Annotated in this window: 23 protein-coding genes; 4 read left to right on the top strand and 19 right to left on the bottom strand. The window is 64.7% G+C overall.

Annotation, left to right across the window (positions count from 1 at the left end):
- Positions 1-388: 388 nt before the first annotated feature.
- The 15 genes from lepB to HCU76_RS33335 all read right to left on the bottom strand — a co-directional run bounded on the left by lepB (position 389) and on the right by HCU76_RS33335 (position 14,904).
- Positions 389-1,378, bottom strand: coding sequence for a signal peptidase I (lepB, locus tag HCU76_RS33405; protein ID WP_213959541.1), 990 nt, complete (start codon positions 1,376-1,378; stop codon positions 389-391).
- Positions 1,379-1,537: 159 nt separating this feature from the next.
- Positions 1,538-3,349 carry a translation elongation factor 4 gene (lepA, locus tag HCU76_RS33400; RefSeq protein ID WP_213959542.1) on the bottom strand — a complete coding sequence of 604 codons (1,812 nt, stop codon included), beginning with the start codon at positions 3,347-3,349 and terminating at the stop codon, positions 1,538-1,540.
- Positions 3,350-3,871: 522 nt separating this feature from the next.
- On the bottom strand, positions 3,872-5,362 hold the full coding sequence (locus tag HCU76_RS33395; protein WP_213959560.1) for a DegQ family serine endoprotease: 1,491 nt from the start codon (positions 5,360-5,362) through the stop codon (positions 3,872-3,874).
- Between the two features lie 92 nt (positions 5,363-5,454).
- On the bottom strand, positions 5,455-6,531 hold the full coding sequence (locus HCU76_RS33390) for a MucB/RseB C-terminal domain-containing protein (RefSeq protein ID WP_213959543.1): 1,077 nt from the start codon (positions 6,529-6,531) through the stop codon (positions 5,455-5,457).
- Positions 6,532-6,554: 23 nt separating this feature from the next.
- Positions 6,555-7,235: a sigma-E factor negative regulatory protein gene (locus tag HCU76_RS33385; RefSeq protein ID WP_213959544.1), complete on the bottom strand. Its 681-nt coding sequence runs from the start codon at positions 7,233-7,235 to the stop codon at positions 6,555-6,557.
- 14 nt (positions 7,236-7,249) lie between these two features.
- Positions 7,250-7,927 carry an RNA polymerase sigma factor RpoE gene (gene rpoE, locus HCU76_RS33380; protein ID WP_218628392.1) on the bottom strand — a complete coding sequence of 226 codons (678 nt, stop codon included), beginning with the start codon at positions 7,925-7,927 and terminating at the stop codon, positions 7,250-7,252.
- A complete protein-coding gene (locus HCU76_RS33375) occupies positions 7,924-8,415 on the bottom strand; it encodes a hypothetical protein (protein ID WP_213959545.1) in 492 nt (163 codons plus the stop codon). Before HCU76_RS33375 ends, rpoE begins: the two co-directional genes overlap by 4 nt.
- A gap of 16 nt (positions 8,416-8,431) precedes the next feature.
- Positions 8,432-9,676, bottom strand: coding sequence for a beta-ketoacyl-ACP synthase II (gene fabF / locus HCU76_RS33370; RefSeq protein ID WP_213959546.1), 1,245 nt, complete (start codon positions 9,674-9,676; stop codon positions 8,432-8,434).
- Positions 9,677-9,770: 94 nt separating this feature from the next.
- Positions 9,771-10,010: an acyl carrier protein gene (acpP, locus tag HCU76_RS33365; protein ID WP_140843300.1), complete on the bottom strand. Its 240-nt coding sequence runs from the start codon at positions 10,008-10,010 to the stop codon at positions 9,771-9,773.
- Positions 10,011-10,115: 105 nt separating this feature from the next.
- The gene (fabG, locus tag HCU76_RS33360; RefSeq protein ID WP_213959547.1) at positions 10,116-10,859 is read right to left on the bottom strand and encodes a 3-oxoacyl-ACP reductase FabG; all 744 of its coding nucleotides are present in this window, start codon (positions 10,857-10,859) and stop codon (positions 10,116-10,118) included.
- Complete coding sequence (gene fabD / locus HCU76_RS33355; RefSeq protein WP_213959548.1) at positions 10,856-11,815, bottom strand: ACP S-malonyltransferase; 960 nt, start codon at positions 11,813-11,815, stop codon at positions 10,856-10,858. The genes fabG and fabD overlap by 4 nt, the downstream gene beginning before the upstream one ends.
- Before the next feature lie 52 nt (positions 11,816-11,867).
- Positions 11,868-12,845: a beta-ketoacyl-ACP synthase III gene (locus HCU76_RS33350; RefSeq protein WP_213959549.1), complete on the bottom strand. Its 978-nt coding sequence runs from the start codon at positions 12,843-12,845 to the stop codon at positions 11,868-11,870.
- Positions 12,845-13,933 carry a phosphate acyltransferase PlsX gene (gene plsX, locus HCU76_RS33345; RefSeq protein WP_213959562.1) on the bottom strand — a complete coding sequence of 363 codons (1,089 nt, stop codon included), beginning with the start codon at positions 13,931-13,933 and terminating at the stop codon, positions 12,845-12,847. The genes HCU76_RS33350 and plsX overlap by 1 nt, the downstream gene beginning before the upstream one ends.
- A 61-nt stretch (positions 13,934-13,994) precedes the next feature.
- Positions 13,995-14,177: a 50S ribosomal protein L32 gene (gene rpmF, locus HCU76_RS33340; protein ID WP_213959550.1), complete on the bottom strand. Its 183-nt coding sequence runs from the start codon at positions 14,175-14,177 to the stop codon at positions 13,995-13,997.
- 178 nt (positions 14,178-14,355) lie between these two features.
- Entirely contained in the window at positions 14,356-14,904 is a 549-nt protein-coding gene (locus HCU76_RS33335; RefSeq protein WP_213959551.1) for a DUF177 domain-containing protein, read from the bottom strand.
- Between the two features lie 98 nt (positions 14,905-15,002).
- Here HCU76_RS33335 and HCU76_RS33330 point away from each other — a divergent pair, with 98 nt between their 5' ends.
- Genes HCU76_RS33330 through HCU76_RS33320 form a run of 3 tightly spaced genes read left to right on the top strand, consistent with a single transcriptional unit; the run spans position 15,003 to position 17,497 of the window.
- Positions 15,003-15,584 carry a nucleoside triphosphate pyrophosphatase gene (locus HCU76_RS33330; protein WP_213959552.1) on the top strand — a complete coding sequence of 194 codons (582 nt, stop codon included), beginning with the start codon at positions 15,003-15,005 and terminating at the stop codon, positions 15,582-15,584.
- A complete protein-coding gene (locus HCU76_RS33325; protein WP_213959553.1) occupies positions 15,581-16,339 on the top strand; it encodes an SAM-dependent methyltransferase in 759 nt (252 codons plus the stop codon). The genes HCU76_RS33330 and HCU76_RS33325 overlap by 4 nt, the downstream gene beginning before the upstream one ends.
- A gap of 3 nt (positions 16,340-16,342) precedes the next feature.
- The gene (locus HCU76_RS33320) at positions 16,343-17,497 is read left to right on the top strand and encodes an MFS transporter (protein WP_213959554.1); all 1,155 of its coding nucleotides are present in this window, start codon (positions 16,343-16,345) and stop codon (positions 17,495-17,497) included.
- Positions 17,498-17,500: 3 nt separating this feature from the next.
- Here HCU76_RS33320 and HCU76_RS33315 read toward each other — a convergent pair whose 3' ends face one another.
- The 4 genes from HCU76_RS33315 to HCU76_RS33300 are packed head-to-tail and all read right to left on the bottom strand — an operon-like array spanning position 17,501 to position 20,626.
- Positions 17,501-18,544: a S49 family peptidase gene (locus tag HCU76_RS33315; RefSeq protein ID WP_213959555.1), complete on the bottom strand. Its 1,044-nt coding sequence runs from the start codon at positions 18,542-18,544 to the stop codon at positions 17,501-17,503.
- 14 nt (positions 18,545-18,558) lie between these two features.
- Positions 18,559-18,927, bottom strand: coding sequence for a Rieske 2Fe-2S domain-containing protein (locus HCU76_RS33310; RefSeq protein ID WP_213959556.1), 369 nt, complete (start codon positions 18,925-18,927; stop codon positions 18,559-18,561).
- 24 nt (positions 18,928-18,951) lie between these two features.
- Positions 18,952-19,620 carry an HAD family hydrolase gene (locus HCU76_RS33305; protein ID WP_213959557.1) on the bottom strand — a complete coding sequence of 223 codons (669 nt, stop codon included), beginning with the start codon at positions 19,618-19,620 and terminating at the stop codon, positions 18,952-18,954.
- A complete protein-coding gene (locus HCU76_RS33300; RefSeq protein ID WP_213959558.1) occupies positions 19,613-20,626 on the bottom strand; it encodes an RluA family pseudouridine synthase in 1,014 nt (337 codons plus the stop codon). The genes HCU76_RS33305 and HCU76_RS33300 overlap by 8 nt, the downstream gene beginning before the upstream one ends.
- 544 nt (positions 20,627-21,170) lie before the next feature.
- Between HCU76_RS33300 and HCU76_RS33295 the strand changes: the two genes are divergently transcribed.
- On the top strand, positions 21,171-22,913 hold a 1,743-nt coding region (locus HCU76_RS33295; protein WP_218511685.1), incomplete at its 3' end, for an Rne/Rng family ribonuclease.

The raw sequence follows: 22,913 nt of genomic DNA, 5'->3' as shown, positions 1-22,913 counted from the left end.
GAATGCGACCGGACGAGATCCACTCATGCTTGAAAGGCCTGCTCGCGCGACATTGGCCGGACACGAATCCCGGGCATGCGCGACGGGGATTGTCGCGCTCGCCACATGGGAAACAGGGTGCCCGCCAATACCTTGCGAATCAAACCGTCAACACTGTAACGACAAATGTCACGGTTCGGTAACGACTTGATCCGCCATTCGGCATCGATCAGACGGCCTGCCCGGGCTAGGCGCCCCCTCTGTTGAGCCGCTTGCAGCGCCCAGAAGGTGTGAAGATTTCGTAGCGAGGGCGCCAGCCAGGAGGCCGGTTCGCGGACCGGAACCGCACTTTCGTGCGGTGAGGACCGCAGGCCCGAGATCGGCGTCCGCAGTAGAAATATTCACCCTTCTACTCGAAGCCGCCGATGCGCTTCCAGTTGCCGAAGTTCATCCAGACGAAAAACGCTCGCCCGACGATGTTCTGGTCCGGCACGAAACCCCAGTAGCGGGAGTCCGCCGAATTGTCCCGGTTGTCGCCCATCATGAAGTAGTGGCCCGGCGGCACCTTGCAAACCACGCCCTCCACGTTGTAGCGGCAGTCGCCCTGGCCTTCGAACGGAATCACCTCGGCTTCCGACAGGCCGGCCCGGCGACTGTCGTTGTTGAGGATCTTGTGCTTCTTGTCGCCAAGCACCTCCTCGAACTGGGGCGTTTCCTTCATGTAGGTGTCTTTGTCGTCATTGCTGTCGCCGAAGTACGGCGGCAATGGCGTCTTGCTGACCGGTTGCCCATTGATGGTCAGCTTCTTGTTCAGGTAGGCCACCTCATCGCCCGGTACGCCCACCACGCGCTTGATGTAGTCCATGCTCGGCTTGGGCGGATAGCGGAACACCATCACATCGCCGCGCGCCGGCGGCGTCCCCTGGGTGATCTTGGTGTTGAGCACCGGCAGGCGCAGGCCGTAGGTGAACTTGTTGACCAGGATCAGGTCGCCGGTCAGCAGGGTCGGCATCATCGAGCCTGAAGGGATCTTGAACGGCTCGAACAGGAAGGAGCGCAGCAGGAACACCGCCACGATCACCGGGAACAGCCCCGCGGTCCAGTCCAGCCACCAGGGCTGCATCAACAGGCGTTCGCGCGCCTTGTCGTCGACCGTGTCGACCTTCGTGATGCCCTGCTGCGCCAGTCGCTCGTTGCGCGCGCCGAGCGAGGCTTCGTAGACGGCCGCCGCCTTTGCACGCCGCGGCAGGAAATAGAAGCGCTCGGCCAGCCAGTAGAGGCCGGTGACCACGCTGGCCAGGAACAGCAGCAGCGCGAAGTTGCCTTCGACCGCGCCGAAGTACCAGGCGCCGATGTAGCCGACGAACGCGGCGAGGATCACGGAGGTAAGAAAGGCCATCTTTTTAGTTCGATGCAAATTGCGCCGCGCGTGCCATATGAAACTGGCGCGCCGTCATGCCGGGAACACCGCGGAGCCGGCTCTGCCGTGCCGCTGGTGTTGGCCCCGGCAAGGGGTTGGAGGAGCGACACAAGGTGCCGCGGAGCCTGGTGGGGAGCATCAATCCTCGACTTGCAGGATCGCGAGAAAGGCCTCTTGCGGAACTTCCACGGAGCCAATCTGCTTCATGCGCTTCTTGCCCGCTTTCTGCTTTTCGAGCAGCTTGCGTTTGCGCGACACGTCACCGCCATAGCACTTGGCGAGCACGTTCTTGCGGAGGGCCTTGATTGTCTCACGCGCAATGATGTTGACTCCGATCGCCGCCTGGATGGCAACGTCGTACATCTGCCTGGAAATGATCTCGCGCATCTTGCCCACCACCGCGCGGCCGCGGTACTGGCTCTGGCTGCGGTGCACGATGATGGAGAGAGCATCGACCTTCTCGCCGTTGAGCAGGATGTCGACCTTGACGACGTCGGAGGCCCGGTACTCCTTGAACTCATAGTCCATGGATGCATAGCCTCGGCTCACCGACTTCAGCTTGTCGAAGAAATCGAGCACGATCTCGCCGAGCGGCATCTCGTAGGTCAGCATCACCTGGCGGCCGTGGTACGCCATGTTCATCTGGATGCCGCGCTTCTGGTTGGCCAGCGTCATCACCACGCCGACGTATTCCTGCGGCATGTAGAGGTGCACCGTGACGATGGGCTCGCGGATCTCCATCATCTTGCCGACGTCGGGCATCTTCGACGGGTTCTCGACCATGATCACCTCGCCGCCGGTCTTGACCACCTGGTAGACCACGCTCGGCGCGGTGGTGATCAGGTCCTGGTCGAACTCGCGCTCGAGGCGCTCCTGCACGATCTCCATGTGCAGCAGGCCCAGGAAGCCGCAGCGGAATCCGAAGCCCAACGCCTGGCTCACCTCGGGCTCGTAGTGCAGCGACGAGTCGTTGAGCTTGAGCTTCTCGAGCGCGTCGCGCAGCGACTCGTACTCGCTGGCCTCGGTCGGGTACAGGCCGGCAAAGACCTGGGGCTGGATTTCCTTGAAGCCGGGCAAGGGCTCGGTTGCTGTGAAAGCCGCGCCACCGGTGCCGGCCTTGATGAGCGTCACGGTGTCGCCGACCTTCGCGGCCTGCAGTTCCTTGATGCCCGCGATGATGTAGCCCACCTCGCCCGCTTCGAGCGATTCACGTGGCTCGTTGTTCGGCGTGAAGACACCAAGGCTGTCGGCGTTGTACATCGCGCCCGAGGCCATCATCTTGATGCGCTCGCCCTTGGCCAGGCGACCATCGACCACGCGCACCAGCATCACCACGCCGACGTACGCATCGAACCAGCTGTCGATGATCATCGCGCGCAGCGCCGCATCGGGATTGCCCTTCGGCGGCGGCACGCGCGCGACCACCGCCTCGAGAATCTCCTCGATGCCCATGCCGGTCTTCGCGGAGCACGGGATCGCATCGGTGGCATCGATGCCGATCACGTCTTCGATCTCGGTGCGCGCGTTGTCGGGGTCTGCATTCGGCAGATCCATCTTGTTGAGCACAGGCACTACTTCAACACCGAGGTCGAGCGCTGTGTAGCAGTTGGCCACTGTCTGCGCTTCGACACCTTGCGATGCATCGACGACGAGCAATGCGCCTTCGCATGCAGAGAGCGATCGACTCACTTCATAAGAGAAGTCGACATGGCCCGGTGTATCGATCAGATTGAGGTTGTAGACCTTGCCATCGAGTGCCTTGTAATGCAGCGCAGCGGTCTGTGCCTTGATGGTTATCCCACGCTCTTTCTCGATGTCCATCGAATCCAGGACCTGCGCTTCCATGTCGCGTTCAGCGAGGCCACCGCAACGTTGAATCAGGCGGTCTGCGAGCGTCGACTTGCCGTGGTCGATGTGCGCAATGATGGAGAAATTTCTGATGTGATTCATCAAGGGGAACGCTTAAGTACTTGAATTGCCTTGCACGCAGAAGGGGTGGGGCAAGAAAAAAGGGCGCGTCTGCTGGAGACGCGCCCTGAACCAACAAGCAATGGCAACTGCAGTAGTTGGAACTTCATTGTAGGCAAAAAGGGGGTCGCGTACATGCGGGGACGGGCTCTCGACGGGTCGTTGCAGGTCAGCAACATCTAACTTATATACATGTTATCCACAGGGTAGGTGGAGCACTCTCTTAACAACTTGTGGGTGATCTGTGGAGCACCAGTGGACGGATGGCTGGAATCTCGCATCGTGGAGAAGCCGTTCCACGCTTATGCGTGCAGTCGGCCCAAAGGCACGCCTATTCTACTGAAAACCATCATTAGCCCAATATCAAGTTAGCGAGCGCAAACTACACTTGAGGCGTTTTCAAGGTCAAAAAAAATTTCCAAGGGCGTGGCAAGTAGGCCGAAAGATGCAAAAAAAGGCCCCAATCCCGACTAATGGTTGGGGCCACTTGACGCCGCGCGAGCCTCAGCGCGCGGGTCGGATCAGCGCATATTGGGCCCACTCGCCGCGGCGGAACAGCACGCTGACGGCCTTGGATCTGTCGGCCTTGCCAATCGCGCCTTCAAACTCCTTCATGTTCGCAACCTCGGTGTTGGCCACCGCCAGGATCACGTCGCCCTCGCGCAAACCGGCGCGCGCTGCTCCCTCGGTCGCGGCGTCCACCTTCACCCCGCCCTTGAGCTTGAGCTCCTTCTTCTGCGCATCATTGAGGTCGCTCACTGCGAGGCCCAGCGATTTCGCCGCGGCGGATGCGGTCGACTTGGGCACTGGCTCCTCGCGATCATTCGAAGCGCGCTTGGCCGGCTTGTCGGGCTCGATCTCGGCAATGACGACCGTGAGATCGCGCGACGCGCCGCGGCGGAACACCGTGAGCGTGCTCTTCGTGCCGGGCTTCGTATTGCCCACCAGTCGCGGCAGGTCGCTCGGCTTCTCGATCGACTTGCCGTCGAACCTGGTGATGATGTCGCCCGGTTCCACGCCGCCCTTCTCGCCCGGCGAGCCCGCTTCGACACTGCGCACCAACGCGCCTTGCGCCTTGCCAAGGCCGATCGACTCGGCCACGTCCTTCGTGACCTGGTCGATCTGCACGCCGATGCGTCCGCGCGACACGCGGCCATTGGTGCGCAGCTGCTCGCTCACGCGAATCGCTTCGTCGATGGGAATCGAGAACGAGATGCCCATGAAGCCGCCCGAGCGCGAATAGATCTGGCTGTTGATGCCAACCACTTCGCCGCGCATGTTGATGAGCGGGCCGCCCGAGTTGCCGGGGTTGATGGCCACGTCGGTCTGAATGAAGGGCAGGTAGTCGCCGGTATCGCGCTGCTTGGCGCTCACGATGCCTGCGGTGACGGTGTTCTCGAGTCCGAACGGCGAGCCGATGGCCATCACCCATTCGCCCACGCGCAGCCGGCTGATGTCGCCGATCTTCACTGCCGGCAGGCCGGTGGCCTCGATCTTCACCACGGCAACGTCGGTGCGCTTGTCGGCGCCCACGATCCGCGCCTTGAACTCGCGCTTGTCCGTCAGTGTGACCAGCACTTCGGATGCGTCTTCCACCACATGGGCGTTGGTCATCACATAGCCGTCGCCCGTCAGGATGAAGCCGGAGCCCACGCCGCGCGGACGTTCGCGTTCTTCTTCCGGGGGCTGCTGCGGCCGGTTCTGGCGCGGGCCCTGGCGCGGCTGGCCCGGCATCGGCTGCCCGAAGAAGCGCCGGAAGAAGTCCTGCATCTCCTCGTCCATCTCCGGGCTGTTGCCACGCTGGGTGACCTTCTCGATGGTGCGGATGTTGACCACGGACGGCCCGACCTGATCGACCAGATCGGTGAAGTCCGGCAGCGTGCGCGTCTGCGCATGCGCGGAAGTCGCCGGCAGGAAGGTGGCGCTCGCGGTTCCCGCCAGTGCGAATGCCAGCAGCGCTGCGCGGATGCGACTTCCCTCAACCTTGAAAATCATCATGTTTTCTTTCAACTGAACAATGAGCGAGAACGAACCACGAGACGGTCTTGTGAATATGGGGCGTCCAAAAGGTTCGACAACGGGCGCGTTCAATGCGTTCGCGCCAATCCTTGTGCAAAGGCCTCGAGTGTCTGCGGCGGCACCTCGCCCACGGCCGTCAGCCACCAATCACCATTCTTGTCGGTGAGCCGGCGCGTCAACGTATAAGTGGCGCCGAGCGTCAGCACGACCTCCTGCGAACGCCGCTGCGCATCGTAGGGCTCGAGGAACAGCGACACCGACGCCAGTCCATCCGAGAAGGTCCATTGCAGGGTATTTTCGCCGTTCGTGCTTCCACCCATGGCGCGCCGATAGCAGCTGAGCGGCTTGAAGCCCGCGACCGGTGACTTCAAGACCCATCCTTCCGACTGGGCCGTGGTGCGCTGCAACTCGGACTTCTCGACCTTGTAGCCGGCCGTGCCGGCCATCATCTGCGACAGCGTGTGCATCTTGATCGGCGCGTCGAGCTGAAGCTCCGAGAACGCAGATTGTTCGACCACATTGCCTTCACTGTCCAGTGTCTGCAACTTGACGACCAGACCTGAACGACGCTCGCTCCACACGCGATAGCCGAAGCGCAGCGTGTCGCGCGGCACCAACTGCACCACGTCGGCATCGAAGCCGGCCACGCGGTCGCGGCCGGTGACCCGCGCGCTGTACAACTCGCCCAGCGAGGAATCCGGCGCGCCCAGCAGGTTCGGGAACAGCTCGAGGTTCTCGCGGCGCTCGCTCCGGGCCACCCGGCTTTCGGGCAGGAAGGTCATCACCTTGTCGTTGCGGCGGAATGTCGTGCGAGGCACGCCGGAAAGCGCCTCGATGCGCTCCATCTGCTGGTCGCCTTCGCAGACATGCCAGATGCGCGCGCTGGACAGGTTGCCGACTGCGGCCGACACCACGAAGGTGCCGACATAGCTGCGCTGGCGCGACGCCGACCGCATGCGCTGCAGCCACTCGACCACGCCCATGGACGGAGGCGGGTCGGTCGCAAGGCCTGGCGACGCTCCCTTGTCGGTCGGCGGGACAGCGGGCCGCGCACCATGCACCTGTGCGGATGCCACCTGCCACAGGCAGAGCACGGTCAAAGCCAACGCGGCCCGGCGTGCGACCGTCGACGGCCAAGCAGTCATTGCGACGAGACGGGACAGCACGATCAGCGCGACGGCCCTTCGAACGTGGCATTGCGCAGGAACATCGACGGCATCTGCGAGCCGCCACCCGCCTGCTGGTGCGCGGCAAGCAACTCATCGAGCCGGGCGTCCCGCAACATCACCTGCGGCGCACCGTTGCCGACCTGCACGCGGGTCGGCACGGCGACGGCGCTCGTCGCATGCGGGTCCGCCGCCGCCAGCACCGAGCCTGCCGGAGGCAGTGGCGGCACTTGCGCCTCCGGCTGCTGCAACGGTTGCACTTGCGCCATCTGGGCGCCAGCCGGCGCGCCGCCCAGCGTGCTGGCCAGGCTCCAGCCGATCGCCGCCACCGCCACCAACGAGGCGGCGCCCGCGACGAGCTTCCACCGGAACACCGGCTCGTTGGCCGGCTCGGCGCGCAGCGGCAGCGCAACCGCCGCCGGCGCCACGGGCACGGCAAGCCGCAGCGGCGGCTCGTGCGCAAGGCGTTGCTGAAGCTTGGCCAGGAATGCGTCGCTGTCGCTGCAAGGCGCATGCGAGCCCGAGCGCAGCACATCGCCGACCAGGTGGTAGGTGCGCCAGGTGGCCCGCAATTCCTCCTGCACGCCGATGTCGGCAACGGCCTCGGCGAAGGCCTGGCCCTTCAACTGCCCGTCCGCCAAGGCGGACACCTGTTCGCGAATACTGTCTGATGGATGGTTCATCTCTTTCACCCTGCTTACCAACGTTTGCCGGACTGGTTGTCGAGCAGCGGTTTGACCCGCGCCGATATCGCCTCGCGCGCACGGAAGATCCGCGAGCGCACAGTGCCGATCGGACAATTCATGACCTCGGCAATCTCTTCGTAACTCATGCCCTCGATCTCGCGCAGCGTCACTGCCTGGCGCAATTCGGCCGGCAGCGCATCCATGGCAGCCTCGACCGCACTTGCGATCTCCTGGGCCGCCAGCACCGTTTCGGGGGTTTCGTCGGTGGTTGGTTCGTTTGTCGGGCGGTAAGTTTCATCTTCGTCTTCGGAAGATGGCCGCAATGCGCTTTCGGACACGGTCGGATCGCGCTTCATGTCGACCAGCGCCTTCTTGGCGGTGTTGACGGCAATGCGGTAGAGCCAAGTGTAGAACTGGGCCTCGCCGCGAAACTGGTGCAACGCACGATACGCCCGGATGAAGGTCTCCTGGGCGATGTCTTCGACCAGGTCGACATCGCGCACCATGCGGCCGATGAGCCGCTCGATCCGGCGCTGGTACTTGAGCACCAGCAATTCGAACGCCTTGTGGTCACCTGCGACGGTGCGCTGGACCAACTGGAAATCAACCTCGCCCGGCCGCGGACCTGCTGCGGGATCGGCAATCGAACCCGTCTCGGGTGGCACGGGTGGCGGCGCGGATGCGGTCATGGAGAGTCTTGCGAGGCGCCCTGCGGCGCCGATGGCTGCGGCGCAGCGGCTGGCCCGTCGGGTTCAGCCGGCGAGGCGCGCGAATATACCGCACGGCGCAGTGCCAGCCAGCGTTCGGGGGCACTGCCGCGCTCCAGCCACTGCCAGCGGCTGCGCTGCTTCGGCGCCCAAATGCGCACCAGCATCAGGGACTGGAAATCGAGCGCCGGCGTCAGGCGCGCTGCGCGGAGGTTAGCCGCGCCCGTCATCTGCCAGCCGCGCCCGTCGAAACGCAACTCCCCCGGACGCTGGCGCTCCAGCAACGCCCTGGCGCCGAGCGCCGCCAGCAGCACGCTGAATGCGAGCACAGGCCCTCGCCAACCCTGGGCACCCACCTGCCAGCACACCCAGCCTGCGCAGCAAGCACCCGCCGCCCAGATCGCCACCAGGAGGCGCGCCGCAATGCGCGAGCGCCCCATCGGATAGCTCACCGATGGGGCGCTGTGCATGGGGATTCCCGAAGACTCAAGCCCGCTTGAACACCAGCGTGCCGTTGGTGCCGCCGAAGCCGAAGTTGTTCTTGACCGCGATGTCGATCTTCATGTCCCGCGCCTCGTTGGCGCAATAGTCCAGGTCGCACTCCGGGTCCTGGTTGAAGATATTGATCGTCGGCGGACTTTTCTGGTGGTGCAGCGCGAGCACGGTGAAGACCGACTCGATGCCGCCCGCACCGCCAAGCAAGTGGCCTGTCATCGACTTGGTGGAGTTCACCACCAGTTTCTTCGCGTGCTCGCCGAAGCAGTTCTTGATCGCGTTGGTCTCGTTCAGGTCGCCGAGCGGCGTGGAGGTGCCATGCGCATTGAGGTATTGCACTTCGTCCCTGTTGACGCCCGCATTGGCCAAAGCCATGTCCATCGAGCGCTTTGGGCCGTCGACGTTGGGCGCGGTCATGTGATACGCATCGGCGCTCATTCCAAAGCCGAGCACCTCGGCATAGATCTTGGCGCCGCGCGCCTTCGCGCGCTCGTATTCCTCGAGCACCAGCACGCCCCCGCCCTCGCCCAGCACGAAGCCGTCGCGGTCCTTGTCCCACGGACGGGACGCGGTCTTCGGGTCGTCATTGCGCGTGCTGAGCGCACGTGCGGCCGCAAAGCCGCCAATGCCGAGCGGAGAGACGGTGGACTCGGCGCCCCCTGCGATCATGACGTCGGCATCGCCGTACTCGATCATGCGGGCCGACAGGCCGATCGCATGGAGGCCGGTGGTGCACGCGGTGACCACTGCGATGTTCGGGCCCTTGAAGCCGTACTTGATCGACACATGGCCCGAGATCATGTTGATGATCGACGCCGGCACGAAGAATGGCGAGACACGGCGCGGGCCGCGGTTCACCAGTTCGGCATGCGTCTCCTCGATCAGCGGAAGTCCGCCGATGCCCGAGCCGATGTTGCAGCCGATTCGAACGGCTTCTTCATGCGACAAGGCCTCGCCCGTGGGCAATCCGCTGTCGACCACGGCCTGCATGGCCGCAGCCATCCCGAGGTGGATGAAGCGGTCCATGTGACGCGCTTCCTTCTCGGGGATGTATTGTGTGATGTCGAAACCCTTGACCTCGCCTGCGAATTTGCAGGCGAAGGGGCTCGCATCGAAACTGGTGATCGTGTCGATGCCCGTCTTGCCGGCCAACAAGTTGGTCCAGCTTTCGGCAACGGAGTTTCCGACAGGAGCGATGCAACCGAGTCCGGTCACGACGACGCGGCGTTTGGTCATGCCGGCAAACCTTTCTGGATGCGTTGGAAACCGTGTCGGGGCGCGCAGGGTGCAAAGGTGCGCCGAGGGCCCGGACGGTCGTCAGCGTGGCCTGTCAGGCCTTTTGATTCTTGGAGGCGTAGTCGACGGCGTTTTGCACCGTGGTGATCTTCTCGGCATCCTCGTCGGGGATCTCGATGCCGAATTCGTCTTCGAGGGCCATCACGAGTTCAACAGTGTCGAGCGAATCGGCGCCGAGGTCGGCCACGAAGGCCTTCTCGTTGGTCACTTGGGACTCTTCCACACCGAGTTGTTCGGCAATGATTTTCTTGACTCGTGCTTCGATATCGCTCATTTGGTTCCCTCTGAGGGTTGTAAAGAATCGTTGGATTTTAGCCGGCCGAATTGTGGCATTTGCCGCAGCTCGCCGTCCGATGAAAAGCAGGGCCCTTGCCCTTGCTTACATATGCATGCCGCCATTGACGTGCAGTTCCTGCCCTGTCACATATCCCGCTTGCGGCGACGCGAGGTACGCCACGGCATTCGCGATGTCGGCCGGCTTGCCCAAGTGGCCCAGCGGGATCTGGCCCAGCAGCGCTTGCTGCGCCGCCTCGGGAAGCTTGGCCGTCATGTCGGTTTCGATGAAGCCGGGCGCCACGCAATTCACGGTGATGGCACGGCTGCCCAGCTCGCGCGCGAGCGCTCGGGTCATGCCGGCCACCCCGGCCTTGGCGGCCGCGTAGTTGGCTTGGCCCGCATTGCCCGACGCTCCCACCACGCTGGTGATGCTGATGATGCGGCCATAGCGCTGCTTCATCATGGGCTTGATGACGGCGCGCGAGATGCGGAAGACGGAGCGCAGGTTGGTGTTCAGCACCGCGTCCCAGTCCTCGTCCTTGAGGCGCGCGGCCAGCATGTCGCGCGTGATGCCGGCGTTGTTGACCAGCACGTGCAGGCCGCCATAGGCCTTGACGATCTCGTCGACGAGCGCATCGACGGCCGGCCCCTCGTTCACGTCCAGCGCGCGGCCGCGGCCACCGTAGGCGCCAAGCGCCGCAGTGATCTTCTGGGCGCCCTCTTCCGTGGTGCCGGTGCCAATGACCTTGAGTCCACGCTGCGCCAGTTCCAGCGCAATCGCGGCGCCAATGCCGCGTGATGCGCCCGTCACCAGGGCAATCTGACCTTCGAACTGGATGCTGCTCATGCTGTGGTGCTCAACAGGGTATGGGTTTCGGCAAGCGTTGCAGGGTCGTAGACCGAGGCCGCAGCCAGGTCGGGCGCAATCCGCTTGGCCATCCCGGCCAGAACGCGGCCAGGGCCGCATTCGATGATGGCCGTGACGCCGCGTGCCTTCAACGCCTGGACACTCTCGACCCAGCGCACCGGGCCGGCCGCCTGTCGCACCAGCGCCTCGCGGATCCGCGATGGCTCGGTCTCGACCGCCACATCGATGTTGTTGAGCACCGGAATCCGGGGGGCTGTCAGTTCTATCGTCGCGAGTCTCTCGCGCAGCGCCAGGGCGGCCGGCTTCATCAGGCTCGAATGGAACGGGGCCGACACCGGCAGCGGCAAAGCACGTTTGGCGCCGCTGGCCTTCAGCACTTCGCAAGCCTTTTCGACTGCAGCCTTGCTGCCGGCGATCACTGTTTGCATCGGATCATTGAAGTTGACCGCTTCGACGACTTCGGCGCTGCCCGAGCCAAAGCTCGCCGTCACCTCGGCGCAACCCGCGATGACCTTGGCGGAATCCATGCCAAGGATGGCTGCCATCGCGCCGGCACCGACGGGCACGGCCTTCTGCATCGCGTCGGCACGAAATCGCACGAGCGGTGCGGCTTGGGCCAGGCTGAGCACGCCAGCGGCAACCAACGCCGAATACTCGCCCAGCGAATGGCCGGCGACGACGGACGGCTGCGCACCACCCTCGGCGAGCCAGGCGCGCCAGGCAGCCACGCCGGCCACCAGCATCACCGGCTGGGTGTTCGTCGTCAGGCCGAGCGCTTCCTTGGGGCCTTCATGAATCAGCTTGGCAACATCTTCGCCGAGCGCATCGGAGGCTTCCTGAAGCGTTTGGCGAACGGCCGGGTGATCACCCCAGGCGTCGAGCATGCCGACGGCCTGCGAGCCCTGGCCCGGAAAAACAAATGCGAAGGACGTCATCGTTGTCATGTCTCCAGTCGCGTGGCGCGCCCTTCTTGCGGGCGCCTCACGCTCAATAATTCAATAGCACCGCACCCCAGGTGAAGCCCCCACCCACGCCTTCCAGCATGCAGGTGTCCCCCTTCTTCACCTTGCCGCTGCGTACGGCGTCATCGAGTGCGAGCGGAATCGATGCAGCCGACGTATTGCCGTGCTCATGCACCGTCACGATGAGCTTGTCGCGCGACAGCTTCAGCTTCTTCGTGGTGCCCTCCATGATGCGGATGTTCGCCTGGTGCGGAATGAGCCAGTCGATATCGGCTTCGGTCTTGCCGGCCTTGGCCAGCGTCGTCCGCGCCGATTCCTCCAGCACCCGCACCGCCAGCTTGAAGACTGCCTGGCCGTCCATGTGCAGCAGCGGCTTGCCCAGCACCTCGCCGCCAGACACATGCCCCGGTACGCAAAGAATGCCGACATGCTTGCCGTCGGCGTGCAAATCGCTGGCCAGGATGCCGGGCTCCTCGCTGGCCTCGAGCACCACCGCGCCGGCGCCGTCGCCGAACAGGACGCAGGTGGTGCGGTCGTTGAAGTCGAGAATGCGCGAGAACACTTCCGCGCCAACCACCAAGGCACACTTCGCGGTGCCGGTGCGAATCAAGGCGTCGGCGACAGTCAGCGCGTAGACGAAGCCGCTGCACACGGCTTGCACGTCGAATGCGGCACAACCGGCAATGCCGAGCTTGTGCTGCAGGATCGCGGCTGACGAGGGGAACACCATGTCTGGCGTGGACGTCGCCACGATGATCAAGTCGACGTCGCCAGCGGTGCGGCCCGCCGCCTCGAGCGCCTTTCGAGCGGCCTCCAACCCCAGGTCGCTGGAGTTGACGCCTGGATCTGCGAAGTGACGCGCGCGGATACCGGTGCGCTCGATGATCCATTGATCAGAGGTTTCGATGCCATGCGAAGCGAGTTGCTTCGCGAGGTCATCATTGGTCACTCGTCGGGGCGGTAGAAAGCTGCCGGTGCCGGTGATTCGCGAATAGAGGGTCATCAAGCGTGGATTGCCGCCGCTTCGGCCGGCGCCGCTGGCTCTTGCCGCGCAAGAAGTGGCGCGGCGTGGGCGATGCGGGCCCGCACGCGTTCGAGCAGGTTGTTGCGAGCGGCATCATAAGCGCGATCCAGCGCATGCCCGAACGCGACCTCGTCGGCGGAGCCGTGGCTCTTGAACACCAGGCCGCGCAATCCGAGCAATGCCGCGCCGTTGTAGCGGCGATGATCGAGCCGCTTCTTGAGGGATTTTAGGACCGGATACGAGACGATCGCGGCCACTTTGCTGAATATGCCGCTGGAATACTCTTGCCGGAGGAAGTCGACGATCATTGCGGCGACGCCCTCCGTAGCCTTCAAAGCGACGTTTCCGACGAAGCCATCGCAGACGACGATGTCCGTGGTGCCCTTGAAAATGTCGTTGCCTTCAACATTGCCGAAGAAATTCAGGTCGCCCGAGTCGCCCGCCATTTTCAGCAACTGACCGGCCTTCTTGATGACCTCGCTGCCCTTGATGGCTTCCTCGCCGATGTTCAGCAGGCCAACGGTGGGGGAATCATTGCCGGTGAGCGCGGAAACCAGCGCCGATCCGAGCACTGCGAACTGGAGCAGGTCTTCCGCATCGCAATCCACATTGGCTCCGAGGTCGAGCACCGTGGTGGCGCCACCCTTGCTGTTGGGCATCTGCGGGGCGATGGCAGGCCGGTCTATACCTTCGAGCGTTTTTAGCAGATAACGCGCGATCGCCATCAATGCGCCCGTGTTGCCAGCAGATATCGCCGCTTGCGCGGCACCATCCTTGACTTGCTGGATCGCGATGCGCATCGAGGAATCCTTCTTCCTCCTCAGGGCGATCTCGATCGGGTCGTCCATGCCGACGACTTCGCTGGCCGGCACGACGCGGGCACGTGGATGGGTCAGGCCCGCCAGCGCGGCAGGCGCTCCGACCAGCAGCAGCGATGCGTCCTGATGACGATCGAGGAAGGCACGACAGGCGGCAAGCGTGACGCGCGGGCCATGGTCGCCGCCCATGCAATCGACGGCAAGCGTGATTGCGGCGGACGCCGGCGTGGGGGCAGCGGACGTGAGCATCAAGACAAAGGCCCGACGCTACAGCAAAAGTAGCTTCGGGCCTTGGCGTCGAAACGGGGCGTCAGGCTTCGGACTTGGTCTTCAGCACCTTGCGGCCACGATAGAATCCGTTGGGGCTGATGTGGTGACGCAGATGGGTTTCGCCGGTGGTCGGCTCGACAGCGATGCCGGGCACGTCCAATGCGTTGTGTGAACGGTGCATGCCGCGCTTCGAAGGCGACTTCTTGTTTTGCTGGACTGCCATGGTGGCTCCTGGACTGGAAAAAGGTTAGTGGAGGTGCGCCCGGCGTACTGTCAACAGTTAGCCGGCATTGCCGGAATTGCTGCAACCGGCATGGGGCCAGTAAATCAAAGGCGAAGCGCGCGAAGCCCATGATTATAGCCCAAGCTCGTCGAAGGAGCCAAGTCGACCGTGCACGAGGCTACTCCGGCTTGCCACCGCGCAACTTGCCGAGCACCGCGAAGGGGTTGGGCCTGGAGCCGTCGGCAACGTCGAAATCGGCATCCGCTGCGGACAACGGGGGAGCGTCCGGACAGGCGTCGTGGCGAGGCGTGACCGGGATTTCCATCAGCAGTTCGTCCTCGATCAACGCGTGGAGATCGAAATCCCGGCTGGTCACGAGGATGTCTTCCTCTGACTCCTCGTCCTCGATTGCCGCCGTTTCCTCGTCCCTGACGAATCGAAACCAGCGATCAACGCTCAAGCCGATGTCCACCGGCGCCAGGCATCGTTGACAGACTAGCGGCACCACCGCGTCGGCTTCCAGATGCAGCCAGGCGTCCGGGGCGCCGGTCACGCCGGTACGCTGCTCGCCTTCCGCCGTCCATGTCACCTCCGCATCCGGCGACACGCCGGTGGTTTCAGCCGCCAGGCGGGTGAAGTCGAGCAGGGGCGTGTGGCCGGACAAGGTGACGCCGTCTTCTGCAAAGGCAGCAACGTCAAGGCGTCGGGGGGCAAATTCTCTGGTCATCGCGGGCAGTCTAAGCCAATGCAGGTCAATCCCGGGGGTGGCGTGCGCCAGGCCATGCGGGAGAACTCGTTGCCGGCCCGTCCCCCACAATCAGGCCTATGCAACGCACCGTGATCCTTGCCTCCACGTCGCGCTATCGGCGCGAGTTGATGAATCGCCTGCGCCTGCCCTTTGAAGTGCATGCGCCCGAAGTCGACGAAACCCCGCTTCCCGGCGAAAGCCCCGGCGCGCTCGCGAGCCGATTGGCCCTGGAGAAGGCGCGCGCGGTCGCCCGGCGCTTTCCGGAGGCCGTCGTGATTGGTTCCGACCAAGTGGCCGACCTCGCCGGTGAATCGCTCGGCAAACCCGGTGATCACCAGCGCGCAACCGCACAGTTGCAGCGCATGCGCGGACAGACCCTTGTTTTCCAGACCGCCGTGGCCGTGGTGTGCCAGGCCACCCACTTCGCACAACAAGACATTGCACCTGTGCGCGTGGTGTTCCGCAATCTCGACGACGCTGCAATCGAGCGCTATTTGCGCCTCGAACAGCCCTACGACTGTGCAGGCAGCGCGAAGAGCGAAGGGCTGGGCATTGCCCTGCTGGAATCGATCGACAGCGATGACCCCAGTGCGCTGGTCGGCCTGCCGCTGATCCGCACCTGCCGCATGTTGCGCGCCGCGGGCGTGGACCTGCTATGAGCCGGGGCACGCTCTACCTCGTGCCGGCGCCGCTGGATTTCGGCTGCGACGACCAGGCGCCCTTGCAGGACGCCCTGCCCCTCGGCACCTTGCAGAAGGCAGCGGCGATCACGCACTGGATTTGCGAGAACGCAAAGTCGGCGCGTGCGTACCTCAAGCGCATCGACGCTGTCGCGCCCTTGGCCGCATCATTGCAGGCGCAAGAGATCACCGAACTGCCGCGCGATGTGCACAAGAAGGGTGACCATGCCGGACAGTTCGACGCTCGGCCCTTGCTGGCGGCCGCGCTGAACGGCCATGACATCGGCCTGCTCAGCGAAGCCGGCATGCCGGCCGTGGCCGACCCGGGCTCGTCGGTCGCACGTGCGGCACACGATCTTGGCATTGCCGTCGTGCCGCTGACGGGGCCGGTGTCGTTGTTGCTGGCACTGGCCGCGAGCGGCCTCAACGGCCAGAACTTCGCGTTCGTCGGCTACTTGCCGCAAGAGCCCGGTGCACGCAACCAGCGCATCCGCGAACTGGAAACGCTGGCGCTGCGCACCGGCCAAACCCAGCTCTTCATCGAGACGCCCTATCGCAATGCCGCCTTGCAGCAAGCGCTCGTGCAAACCTTGCAGCTCAACACGCGGCTGGCCATCGCACGGGGGTTGACGCTGGCGGGAGCGAGCGTGCGCAGCGACACCATCAAGGGCTGGCGCGCGGCTCCCGGGCAGTCCGAAGACCGCCTGCCGGCCGTCTTCGCGATCGGGCGCTGACCTGTGGGCGGCGGGATCGGCGCCGGCACCCGTTGGGCTTCGCGCACGCAGTTCTTCGCGTCGGGTTTCATATTCGCGACCTGGGGCGTGCATATCCCGACCGTCAAGGGCCACTACGCTGTCGACGAGGCACAGTTGGGATTCGCCATGCTGGCGGCGGGGTTCGGCGCGCTGGCCGGCCTGTCCCGCGCCGGCCACTGGATCGGCCGCTATGGCGCACGCGACACGGCGCGACTCTGCGGCACGGTCTATGCCTTGCTGATCGCCGCGTTGATCGTCATGCCGGGGTATGGCGCGCTGCTTGGGTTGTTGGCCGTGTTCGGCATCGCCACCGGTGTGTTCGACGTGGCCATCAACACCGAAGCCGCGAAGCTGGAACTGCTCGATGGCGGCACCCTGATGAGCGGCATGCATGGCATGTTCAGCCTGGGCGGCATGGCCGGCGCCATGACCGGCGGCGCCGCGCTCGCGGCGGGAATGTCGCCGCAAACGCATCTGCTCTGGGTGGCGGGCGTGACTGCGCTCGCGATCCTGCTGGCGTCGCAATACATGCTGCCTCGAGCGGCGACCTCCTCCGCGTCGCCTGTGGCCGAGGGATTCAGCTTGCCGCGCGGTGCGCTGGTCATCCTCGGCGTTCTCGCAGCGTTGGGGCTGATCGCCGAAGGTGCGATCTACGACTGGAGCGTGCTGTACCTCCAGCAGGAACTCGGCAGCCCGCAGGGCCAGGCCGCCCTCGCCTATGCAAGTTTTTCCGCCGCCATGGCTGCGGCCCGATTCGGCGGCGATGCCATGCGGGCTCGCTTTGCACCGGCCGTGCTGTTGCGCGGGAGCGCGGTGTTGGCGGCGGCGGCCATGGCCCTGGTGCTCGTCGCGCGCCAGCCCTGGCTCGCGCTGGTCGGATTTGCCGGCGTAGGCGTGGGGTTTGCCAACGTGGTGCCCATTCTTTTCTCGGCGGCGGCGCGGGTGCCGGGGGTGGACCCGGCGCGCGGCATCGCGGCTGTCTCGGCCGCGGCGTACCTGGGGTTCATGGCCGGGCCACCCGCGATCGGCTTCGTGGCACGCGTCAGTTCGCTCGGGTGGGCGCTGTGGCTGGTGGTCGGCTTTGCGGTCGCACTCGCCGCCTCGGCTCGGCGCGTCGACGCGCCGCCGCAGGGTTGAAGATCAGCGCACGCCGGGCGACAGGCGCAGGGCGCGGACGGTGGCGTCACCCATCGCGGCGCCAAACTTCTTGGCCAGCTTTTCCGCCACGTTGTCGCGCCGCGTGTAGTCGATCACCTCTTCGGCCTTGACCACTTCGCGCGCCACGAAGTCGACATTGCCAAGCTGGTCTGCCAGGCCGAGCTCGACGGCCTGCTGGCCGCTCCAGAACAGTCCGCTGAACAGGCCCGGCGTCTGCAACTTGAGCCGGTCACCGCGCCCCGTCTTGACGACGTTGATGAACTGCTCGTGGATCTGGTCGATCATCTGCTGCGCATGGGTGCGCTGTGCGTCGTTCATCGGGCTGAACGGGTCGAGGAAGCCCTTGTTCTCGCCCGAGATGATCAGGCGCCGCTCGACGCCGAGCTTTTCCATCGTGCCGGTGAATCCGAATCCGTCCATCAGCACGCCGATGCTGCCGACGATGCTGGCCTTGTCGACGAATATCTTGTCCGTCGCGGCGGCGATGTAATACGCAGCGGACGCACATGTCTCTTCGACCACCGCGTAGACGGGCTTGTTGTACTTGGCGCGCATGCGCCTGATCTCGTCGTTGATGATGCCGGCCTGCACCGGGCTGCCGCCGGGCGAGTTGATCAGCAACACGACAGCCTTGGCGCCGTCGTCTTCGAATGCCGTCTTCATCGAGGCCACGATGGCTTCGGCACTGGCATCGGCGCCGTTGGCAATTTCACCCTTGATCTCGACGACCGCGGTGTGGGCTGTCGACTTGGCGGTGGTCGGTGTCGCACGCGACAGGCCGATCCAGAGCACGACCGCCAGGAACGCCAGCCAGGTCAGCCGCACGAAGGTCCGCCATCGGCGCGCCGCCTTCTGCTCGTTGAGCGAGGCAAACGCCAACTTCTCGAGGGTGGCGCGCTCCCATCCGCTGGACAGCGTCGGATCACCCTGCCCTGCCCTCTTGCCAGCGGCCTGCGACGCCGCAAGGGGCGCCGTGGATTCAAAGGGCTCGAAACCCTCGGGTTCCTTTCGGGTGGGGTCAGTCATTTGGAGAAGCCGCTCTAGAAGGCCAAGGGTTGAAGGTCCCAGGCAGTATGCCAGTGCACCACGCCGTCACGTTCGCTCAGGGCTATCTTGACCAGGCCGCCGCGGCAGGGTCCGCCGGCGCACTCGCCGGTATCCGGCTTGTAGACGGCGCCGTGCGTGGCGCAGAGCAGCCATTGGCCGGTGTCATCGAAGAAACGGTCCGGCTGGAAGTCGAGTTCCATTGCCACATGGCTGCAGCGATTGAGGAAGGCATGCGGTCGTTTCTCGAAGCGGATGGCAAAGGCGCGGCAGCTTTCTCCGCGAAAGACCACATCGAACGGCACGGCACGCCCGCCTTCGACCAAGTCGGAAGCGTTGCACAGGGGAATCGCTTGCTCGGTCATGGGATGTTTCAACTTCCTGGCGTCTCAACCGTTGGCGAGCAACCAGTCTTGCAACGAGGCCACGGAATGGGCGATGAACAGCGGATGGAGCGCGTCGAAGTCATCGGGCTCATGCGCGCCGTAGCTCACGCCGATGCTGGAACAGCCGGCATTCAGGGCCAGTTGAAGGTCGTGCGTGGTGTCGCCGATCATCAGCGTGCGTTCGGGTGGAACGGCAAGCTCTTCCATCAATTCCAGCAGCATGCGCGGGTGCGGCTTGCCAGCGGTCTCGTCGGCGGTTCGGGAACTGTCGAATCGGTCGTGCAAGGTCGAGGTGGCGAGTGCCGCGTCCAGGCCGTTGCGCGACTTGCCGGTGGCGACGGCAAGCTTGTGGCCGCGCGCGCGCAGCGCATCGAGCATCTGCAGCACGCCTTCGAACAGCACCAGGTCGTTGTGGTGACCGATGTAGTGGTGGCGATAGCGCGCACCGAGCTGGGCGTACTTCTCGCGCGGGACGTCGGGCGCCGCCTTGGCGAGCGCTTCGACCAGGCCGAGGCCGATGACCCAGGCCGCGTCCTTGTCGGACGGCCTGGCGCCACCCACGTCGACCACGGCCGCCTGGATGGATCGCACGATCAGCGCCGTGGAGTCGTACAGCGTGCCGTCCCAGTCGAAGGCGATCAGGTCGAAGCGGCGGGTGCGGGCGTCAGTCATGGCTGGACAGTTCGAGAACGGTGGCCGGCGGGAGCAATCGCGCCAGTTCCGGCGGAAGCATCGCCTCGACTGCGATGCGCTCGCCGGTGGATGGATGATTGAATTGCAGGCGCCAGGCGTGCAGGAACATTCGCTTCAGGCCCGCCTTCTGCAGGGCGCGATTGCGCTCGAAATTGCCGTACTTGTCGTCGCCGGAGATCGCGTGGCCCTCCGACGCAAGGTGCACGCGGATCTGGTGCGTGCGGCCGGTCTTGATGGTCACGGCCAGCAAGGACATCGGATGGCTCTCGCCGGGCAGCGCGAAGCGGGCCTTGACGCGCACCAGGGTCACGGCGCGCATCGCATCCGCATGGTCCTTGGCGACCACACGCACGCGGCGCTCCCCGTCAGGCAGGAGATATTTGGCGAGGGGAGCGTCGAGTACCTTCCTCGAGGCGGGCCATTCGCCGTCGACCAGCGCCAGGTAGGTCTTGCCGGTCTCACGCTCGCGAAACTGGTCCTGCAACGCCACCAGCGCGCTTCGCTTCTTGGCAACCAGCAACACGCCCGAGGTTTCCCGGTCGAGCCGGTGGACCAGTTCCAGGAATTTCGCGCCCGGTCGGGCGGTTCGCAACTGCTCGATGACACCGAAGCTCACGCCGCTGCCACCGTGGACAGCGACGCCCGCCGGCTTGTCGATGGCCAGCAGGGCATCGTCCTCATACAGCAGGGGAAACTCACGCGCCGGTGCGGGCGGCGTGGCGCCCTCCTCGGACCGGGCCGATACGCGCACCGGCGGCAGCCGCAGCACGTCGCCGGCCTCGATGCGCGTCTCCGCCTGCACGCGCCCCTTGTTGATGCGCACCTCCCCCGACCGGATGATCCGGTAGACATGGGTCTTGGGAACGCCCTTCAGGTGGCGGAACAGGAAGTTGTCGAGTCGCTGACCGGCAGATTCCGTATCAACCGTCAAAAACCGAACTTCTGCCGCCGCGGTGTCGGGCTTCGCACCTATAATGTTTTTCACCAGCGCGGTCGTGTAAGTGCTTGATAAGACAGAAGTTTAGAGCACTCATGTCTGCGTTGTGAGGTCGATGCCGCTTTGTCGCGTCGCCTGCAAGCCAAACGCAAGAGCGCACGGCGGCCGGCGCAGCGTCCAAGTCAAGCCGACGCCCAACGAAACACCGATACGGAATACCAGCAGGCAGGCCCACAGGCTGTCTGCGGATCAAAGCGAGTCCCCTAGTGTTGATGCTGCTGATTCAAATGTGCTTGCGCTGGCTGATGCCCGCGCCTGCAAACATTGAGTCGCCCGCAGAGCGCGCCATCATTGCGCACCCCGCTATCAAAAAGATAGCTAATCAACACCGCATCTGGCTCGCGCCCATCCACGCGCCCCCACCCCCACTGTCCTTGTTGAGCTGACGTTCAATATCGGGCCGCCTGCGCTTTTGCGTGAACGGCCAGGGCAAGCGGGATCAAGCGGCAATTCCCCTCGTTTCGCAAGCGTCGTCCGTGCATCGTGCGCCCGTCATGGGCCGGTAAAACGATAGAAACAAGGACAACGCATCATGAAGCGGATGCTGATCAATGCCACGCAGGCCGAAGAACGCCGCCTGGCCATCGTCGACGGACAAAAGCTCCTCGACTACGAAATCGAAATTGAAGGACGCGAGCAGCGCAAGGGCAACATCTACAAGGCCGTCGTCACGCGCGTCGAGCCTTCGCTGGAAGCCTGCTTCGTCGACTACGGCGAAGACCGCCATGGCTTCCTGCCGTTCAAGGAAATCTCGAAGCAGTACTTCGCCGAAGGCGTATCGGCCAGTTCGGCGCGCATCAACGAAGCGATCCGCGAAGGCCAGGAACTGGTTGTGCAGGTCGAAAAAGAAGAGCGCGGCAACAAGGGGGCGGCACTCACCACCTTCATCTCGCTGGCCGGCCGCTATGTCGTCCTGATGCCGAACAATCCGCGCGGCGGTGGCGTCTCGCGCCGCATCGAGGGCGACGACCGGGCCGAGCTCAAGGAAGCGATGGACCAGCTGGAGTACCCGAAGGGCGCCAGCATCATCGCCCGTACGGCCGGCATAGGCCGTTCGGCACCCGAGCTGCAATGGGACTTGAACTACCTGCTCAAGCTCTGGAGCGCCATCGACGGCGCGGCCAAGGGCGGCAAGGGCGCCTTCCTGATCTACCAGGAATCGAGCCTCGTCATCCGCGCCATCCGTGACTATTTCAATCACGACATCGGCGACATCCTGATCGACACGGACGACATCTACGACCAGGCGCAGCAGTTCATGGCGCATGTCATGCCCGAGCATGCCGCTCGCGTGAAGCGCTACCGCGACGACGCGGCCCTGTTCAGCCGCTTCCAGATCGAGCACCAGATCGAGTCGGCCTACGCACGCACCGTGCAGCTGCCGTCGGGCGGCGCCATCGTGATCGACCACACCGAAGCGCTGGTTTCGGTGGACGTCAACTCGGCCCGCGCCATCAAGGGCGGCGACATCGAAGAGACCGCCACCCGCACCAACCTCGAAGCCGCCGACGAAGTGGCCCGCCAGATGCGCCTGCGCGACCTGGGCGGCCTGATCGTCATCGACTTCATCGACATGGACGAGTCGAAGAATCGCCGCGAAGTCGAAAGCCGCCTGCGCGACGCGCTGCGCCAGGACCGCGCCCGCGTGCAGTTCGGCTCGATCAGCAAGTTCGGCCTCATGGAAATGAGCCGCCAGCGCCTGAAGCCGGCGTTGAGCGAAGGCTCATCGATCCCCTGCCCACGCTGCGGCGGCTCCGGCCACATCCGCGACACCGAATCGAGCGCGCTCCAGATCCTGCGCATCATCCAGGAGGAGTGCCTGAAGGACAACACGGCCGCCGTGCACGTGCAAGTGCCGGTCGAGGTGGCCTCCTTCCTGTTGAACGAGAAGCGCCCCGAAATCGCCAAGATCGAGCTCAAGCAGCGCGTCACGGTGCTGATGGTGCCGAACAAGACGCTCGAGACACCCAACTACAAGCTCGAACGCCTGAAGCACGACGATCCGCGCCTCGACCACATCGACGCCAGCTACAAGATGGCCGACGAGTTCGAGGATCCGACCTCGGTCACGCGCCGCTCGCAAGAGCCGACCAACAAGCAGACGCCGGTGATCAAGGGCGTGCTGCCCGACGCGCCCGCACCCGTCGCGGTGCCGAAGCCCGAGCCCGTGCGCGCACCCGCGCCCGTCGCGACGGCACCGGTCGTGGTGCCTGTTGCGCCGCCGCCGCCGGCCGAAACCGGCTTCTTCGCCAAACTCAAGAGCTTCTTTGGCGGC

The sequence above is a fragment of the Variovorax sp. dw_308 genome (genome assembly GCF_019207085.1).
Taxonomy (GTDB): Bacteria; Pseudomonadota; Gammaproteobacteria; order Burkholderiales; family Burkholderiaceae_C; genus Variovorax.
The sequence above is the reverse complement of the archived record's forward strand: the minus strand, read 5'-3'. Positions and strand labels throughout refer to the sequence as shown.

Excerpts from the sequence above, each read along its gene's own strand:
- lepB (WP_213959541.1), bottom strand. The coding sequence starts at position 1,378 with ATGGCCTTTCTTACCTCCGTGATCCTCGCCGCGTTCGTCGGCTACATC.
- lepA (WP_213959542.1), bottom strand. The coding sequence starts at position 3,349 with ATGAATCACATCAGAAATTTCTCCATCATTGCGCACATCGACCACGGC.
- HCU76_RS33395 (WP_213959560.1), bottom strand. The coding sequence starts at position 5,362 with ATGATTTTCAAGGTTGAGGGAAGTCGCATCCGCGCAGCGCTGCTGGCA.
- HCU76_RS33390 (WP_213959543.1), bottom strand. The coding sequence starts at position 6,531 with ATGACTGCTTGGCCGTCGACGGTCGCACGCCGGGCCGCGTTGGCTTTG.
- HCU76_RS33385 (WP_213959544.1), bottom strand. The coding sequence starts at position 7,235 with ATGAACCATCCATCAGACAGTATTCGCGAACAGGTGTCCGCCTTGGCG.
- rpoE (WP_218628392.1), bottom strand. The coding sequence starts at position 7,927 with ATGACCGCATCCGCGCCGCCACCCGTGCCACCCGAGACGGGTTCGATT.
- HCU76_RS33375 (WP_213959545.1), bottom strand. The coding sequence starts at position 8,415 with ATGCACAGCGCCCCATCGGTGAGCTATCCGATGGGGCGCTCGCGCATT.
- fabF (WP_213959546.1), bottom strand. The coding sequence starts at position 9,676 with ATGACCAAACGCCGCGTCGTCGTGACCGGACTCGGTTGCATCGCTCCT.
- acpP (WP_140843300.1), bottom strand. The coding sequence starts at position 10,010 with ATGAGCGATATCGAAGCACGAGTCAAGAAAATCATTGCCGAACAACTC.
- fabG (WP_213959547.1), bottom strand. The coding sequence starts at position 10,859 with ATGAGCAGCATCCAGTTCGAAGGTCAGATTGCCCTGGTGACGGGCGCA.
- fabD (WP_213959548.1), bottom strand. The coding sequence starts at position 11,815 with ATGACGTCCTTCGCATTTGTTTTTCCGGGCCAGGGCTCGCAGGCCGTC.
- HCU76_RS33350 (WP_213959549.1), bottom strand. The coding sequence starts at position 12,845 with ATGACCCTCTATTCGCGAATCACCGGCACCGGCAGCTTTCTACCGCCC.
- plsX (WP_213959562.1), bottom strand. The coding sequence starts at position 13,933 with ATGCTCACGTCCGCTGCCCCCACGCCGGCGTCCGCCGCAATCACGCTT.
- rpmF (WP_213959550.1), bottom strand. The coding sequence starts at position 14,177 with ATGGCAGTCCAGCAAAACAAGAAGTCGCCTTCGAAGCGCGGCATGCAC.
- HCU76_RS33335 (WP_213959551.1), bottom strand. The coding sequence starts at position 14,904 with ATGACCAGAGAATTTGCCCCCCGACGCCTTGACGTTGCTGCCTTTGCA.
- HCU76_RS33330 (WP_213959552.1), top strand. The coding sequence starts at position 15,003 with ATGCAACGCACCGTGATCCTTGCCTCCACGTCGCGCTATCGGCGCGAG.
- HCU76_RS33325 (WP_213959553.1), top strand. The coding sequence starts at position 15,581 with ATGAGCCGGGGCACGCTCTACCTCGTGCCGGCGCCGCTGGATTTCGGC.
- HCU76_RS33315 (WP_213959555.1), bottom strand. The coding sequence starts at position 18,544 with ATGACTGACCCCACCCGAAAGGAACCCGAGGGTTTCGAGCCCTTTGAA.
- HCU76_RS33310 (WP_213959556.1), bottom strand. The coding sequence starts at position 18,927 with ATGACCGAGCAAGCGATTCCCCTGTGCAACGCTTCCGACTTGGTCGAA.
- HCU76_RS33305 (WP_213959557.1), bottom strand. The coding sequence starts at position 19,620 with ATGACTGACGCCCGCACCCGCCGCTTCGACCTGATCGCCTTCGACTGG.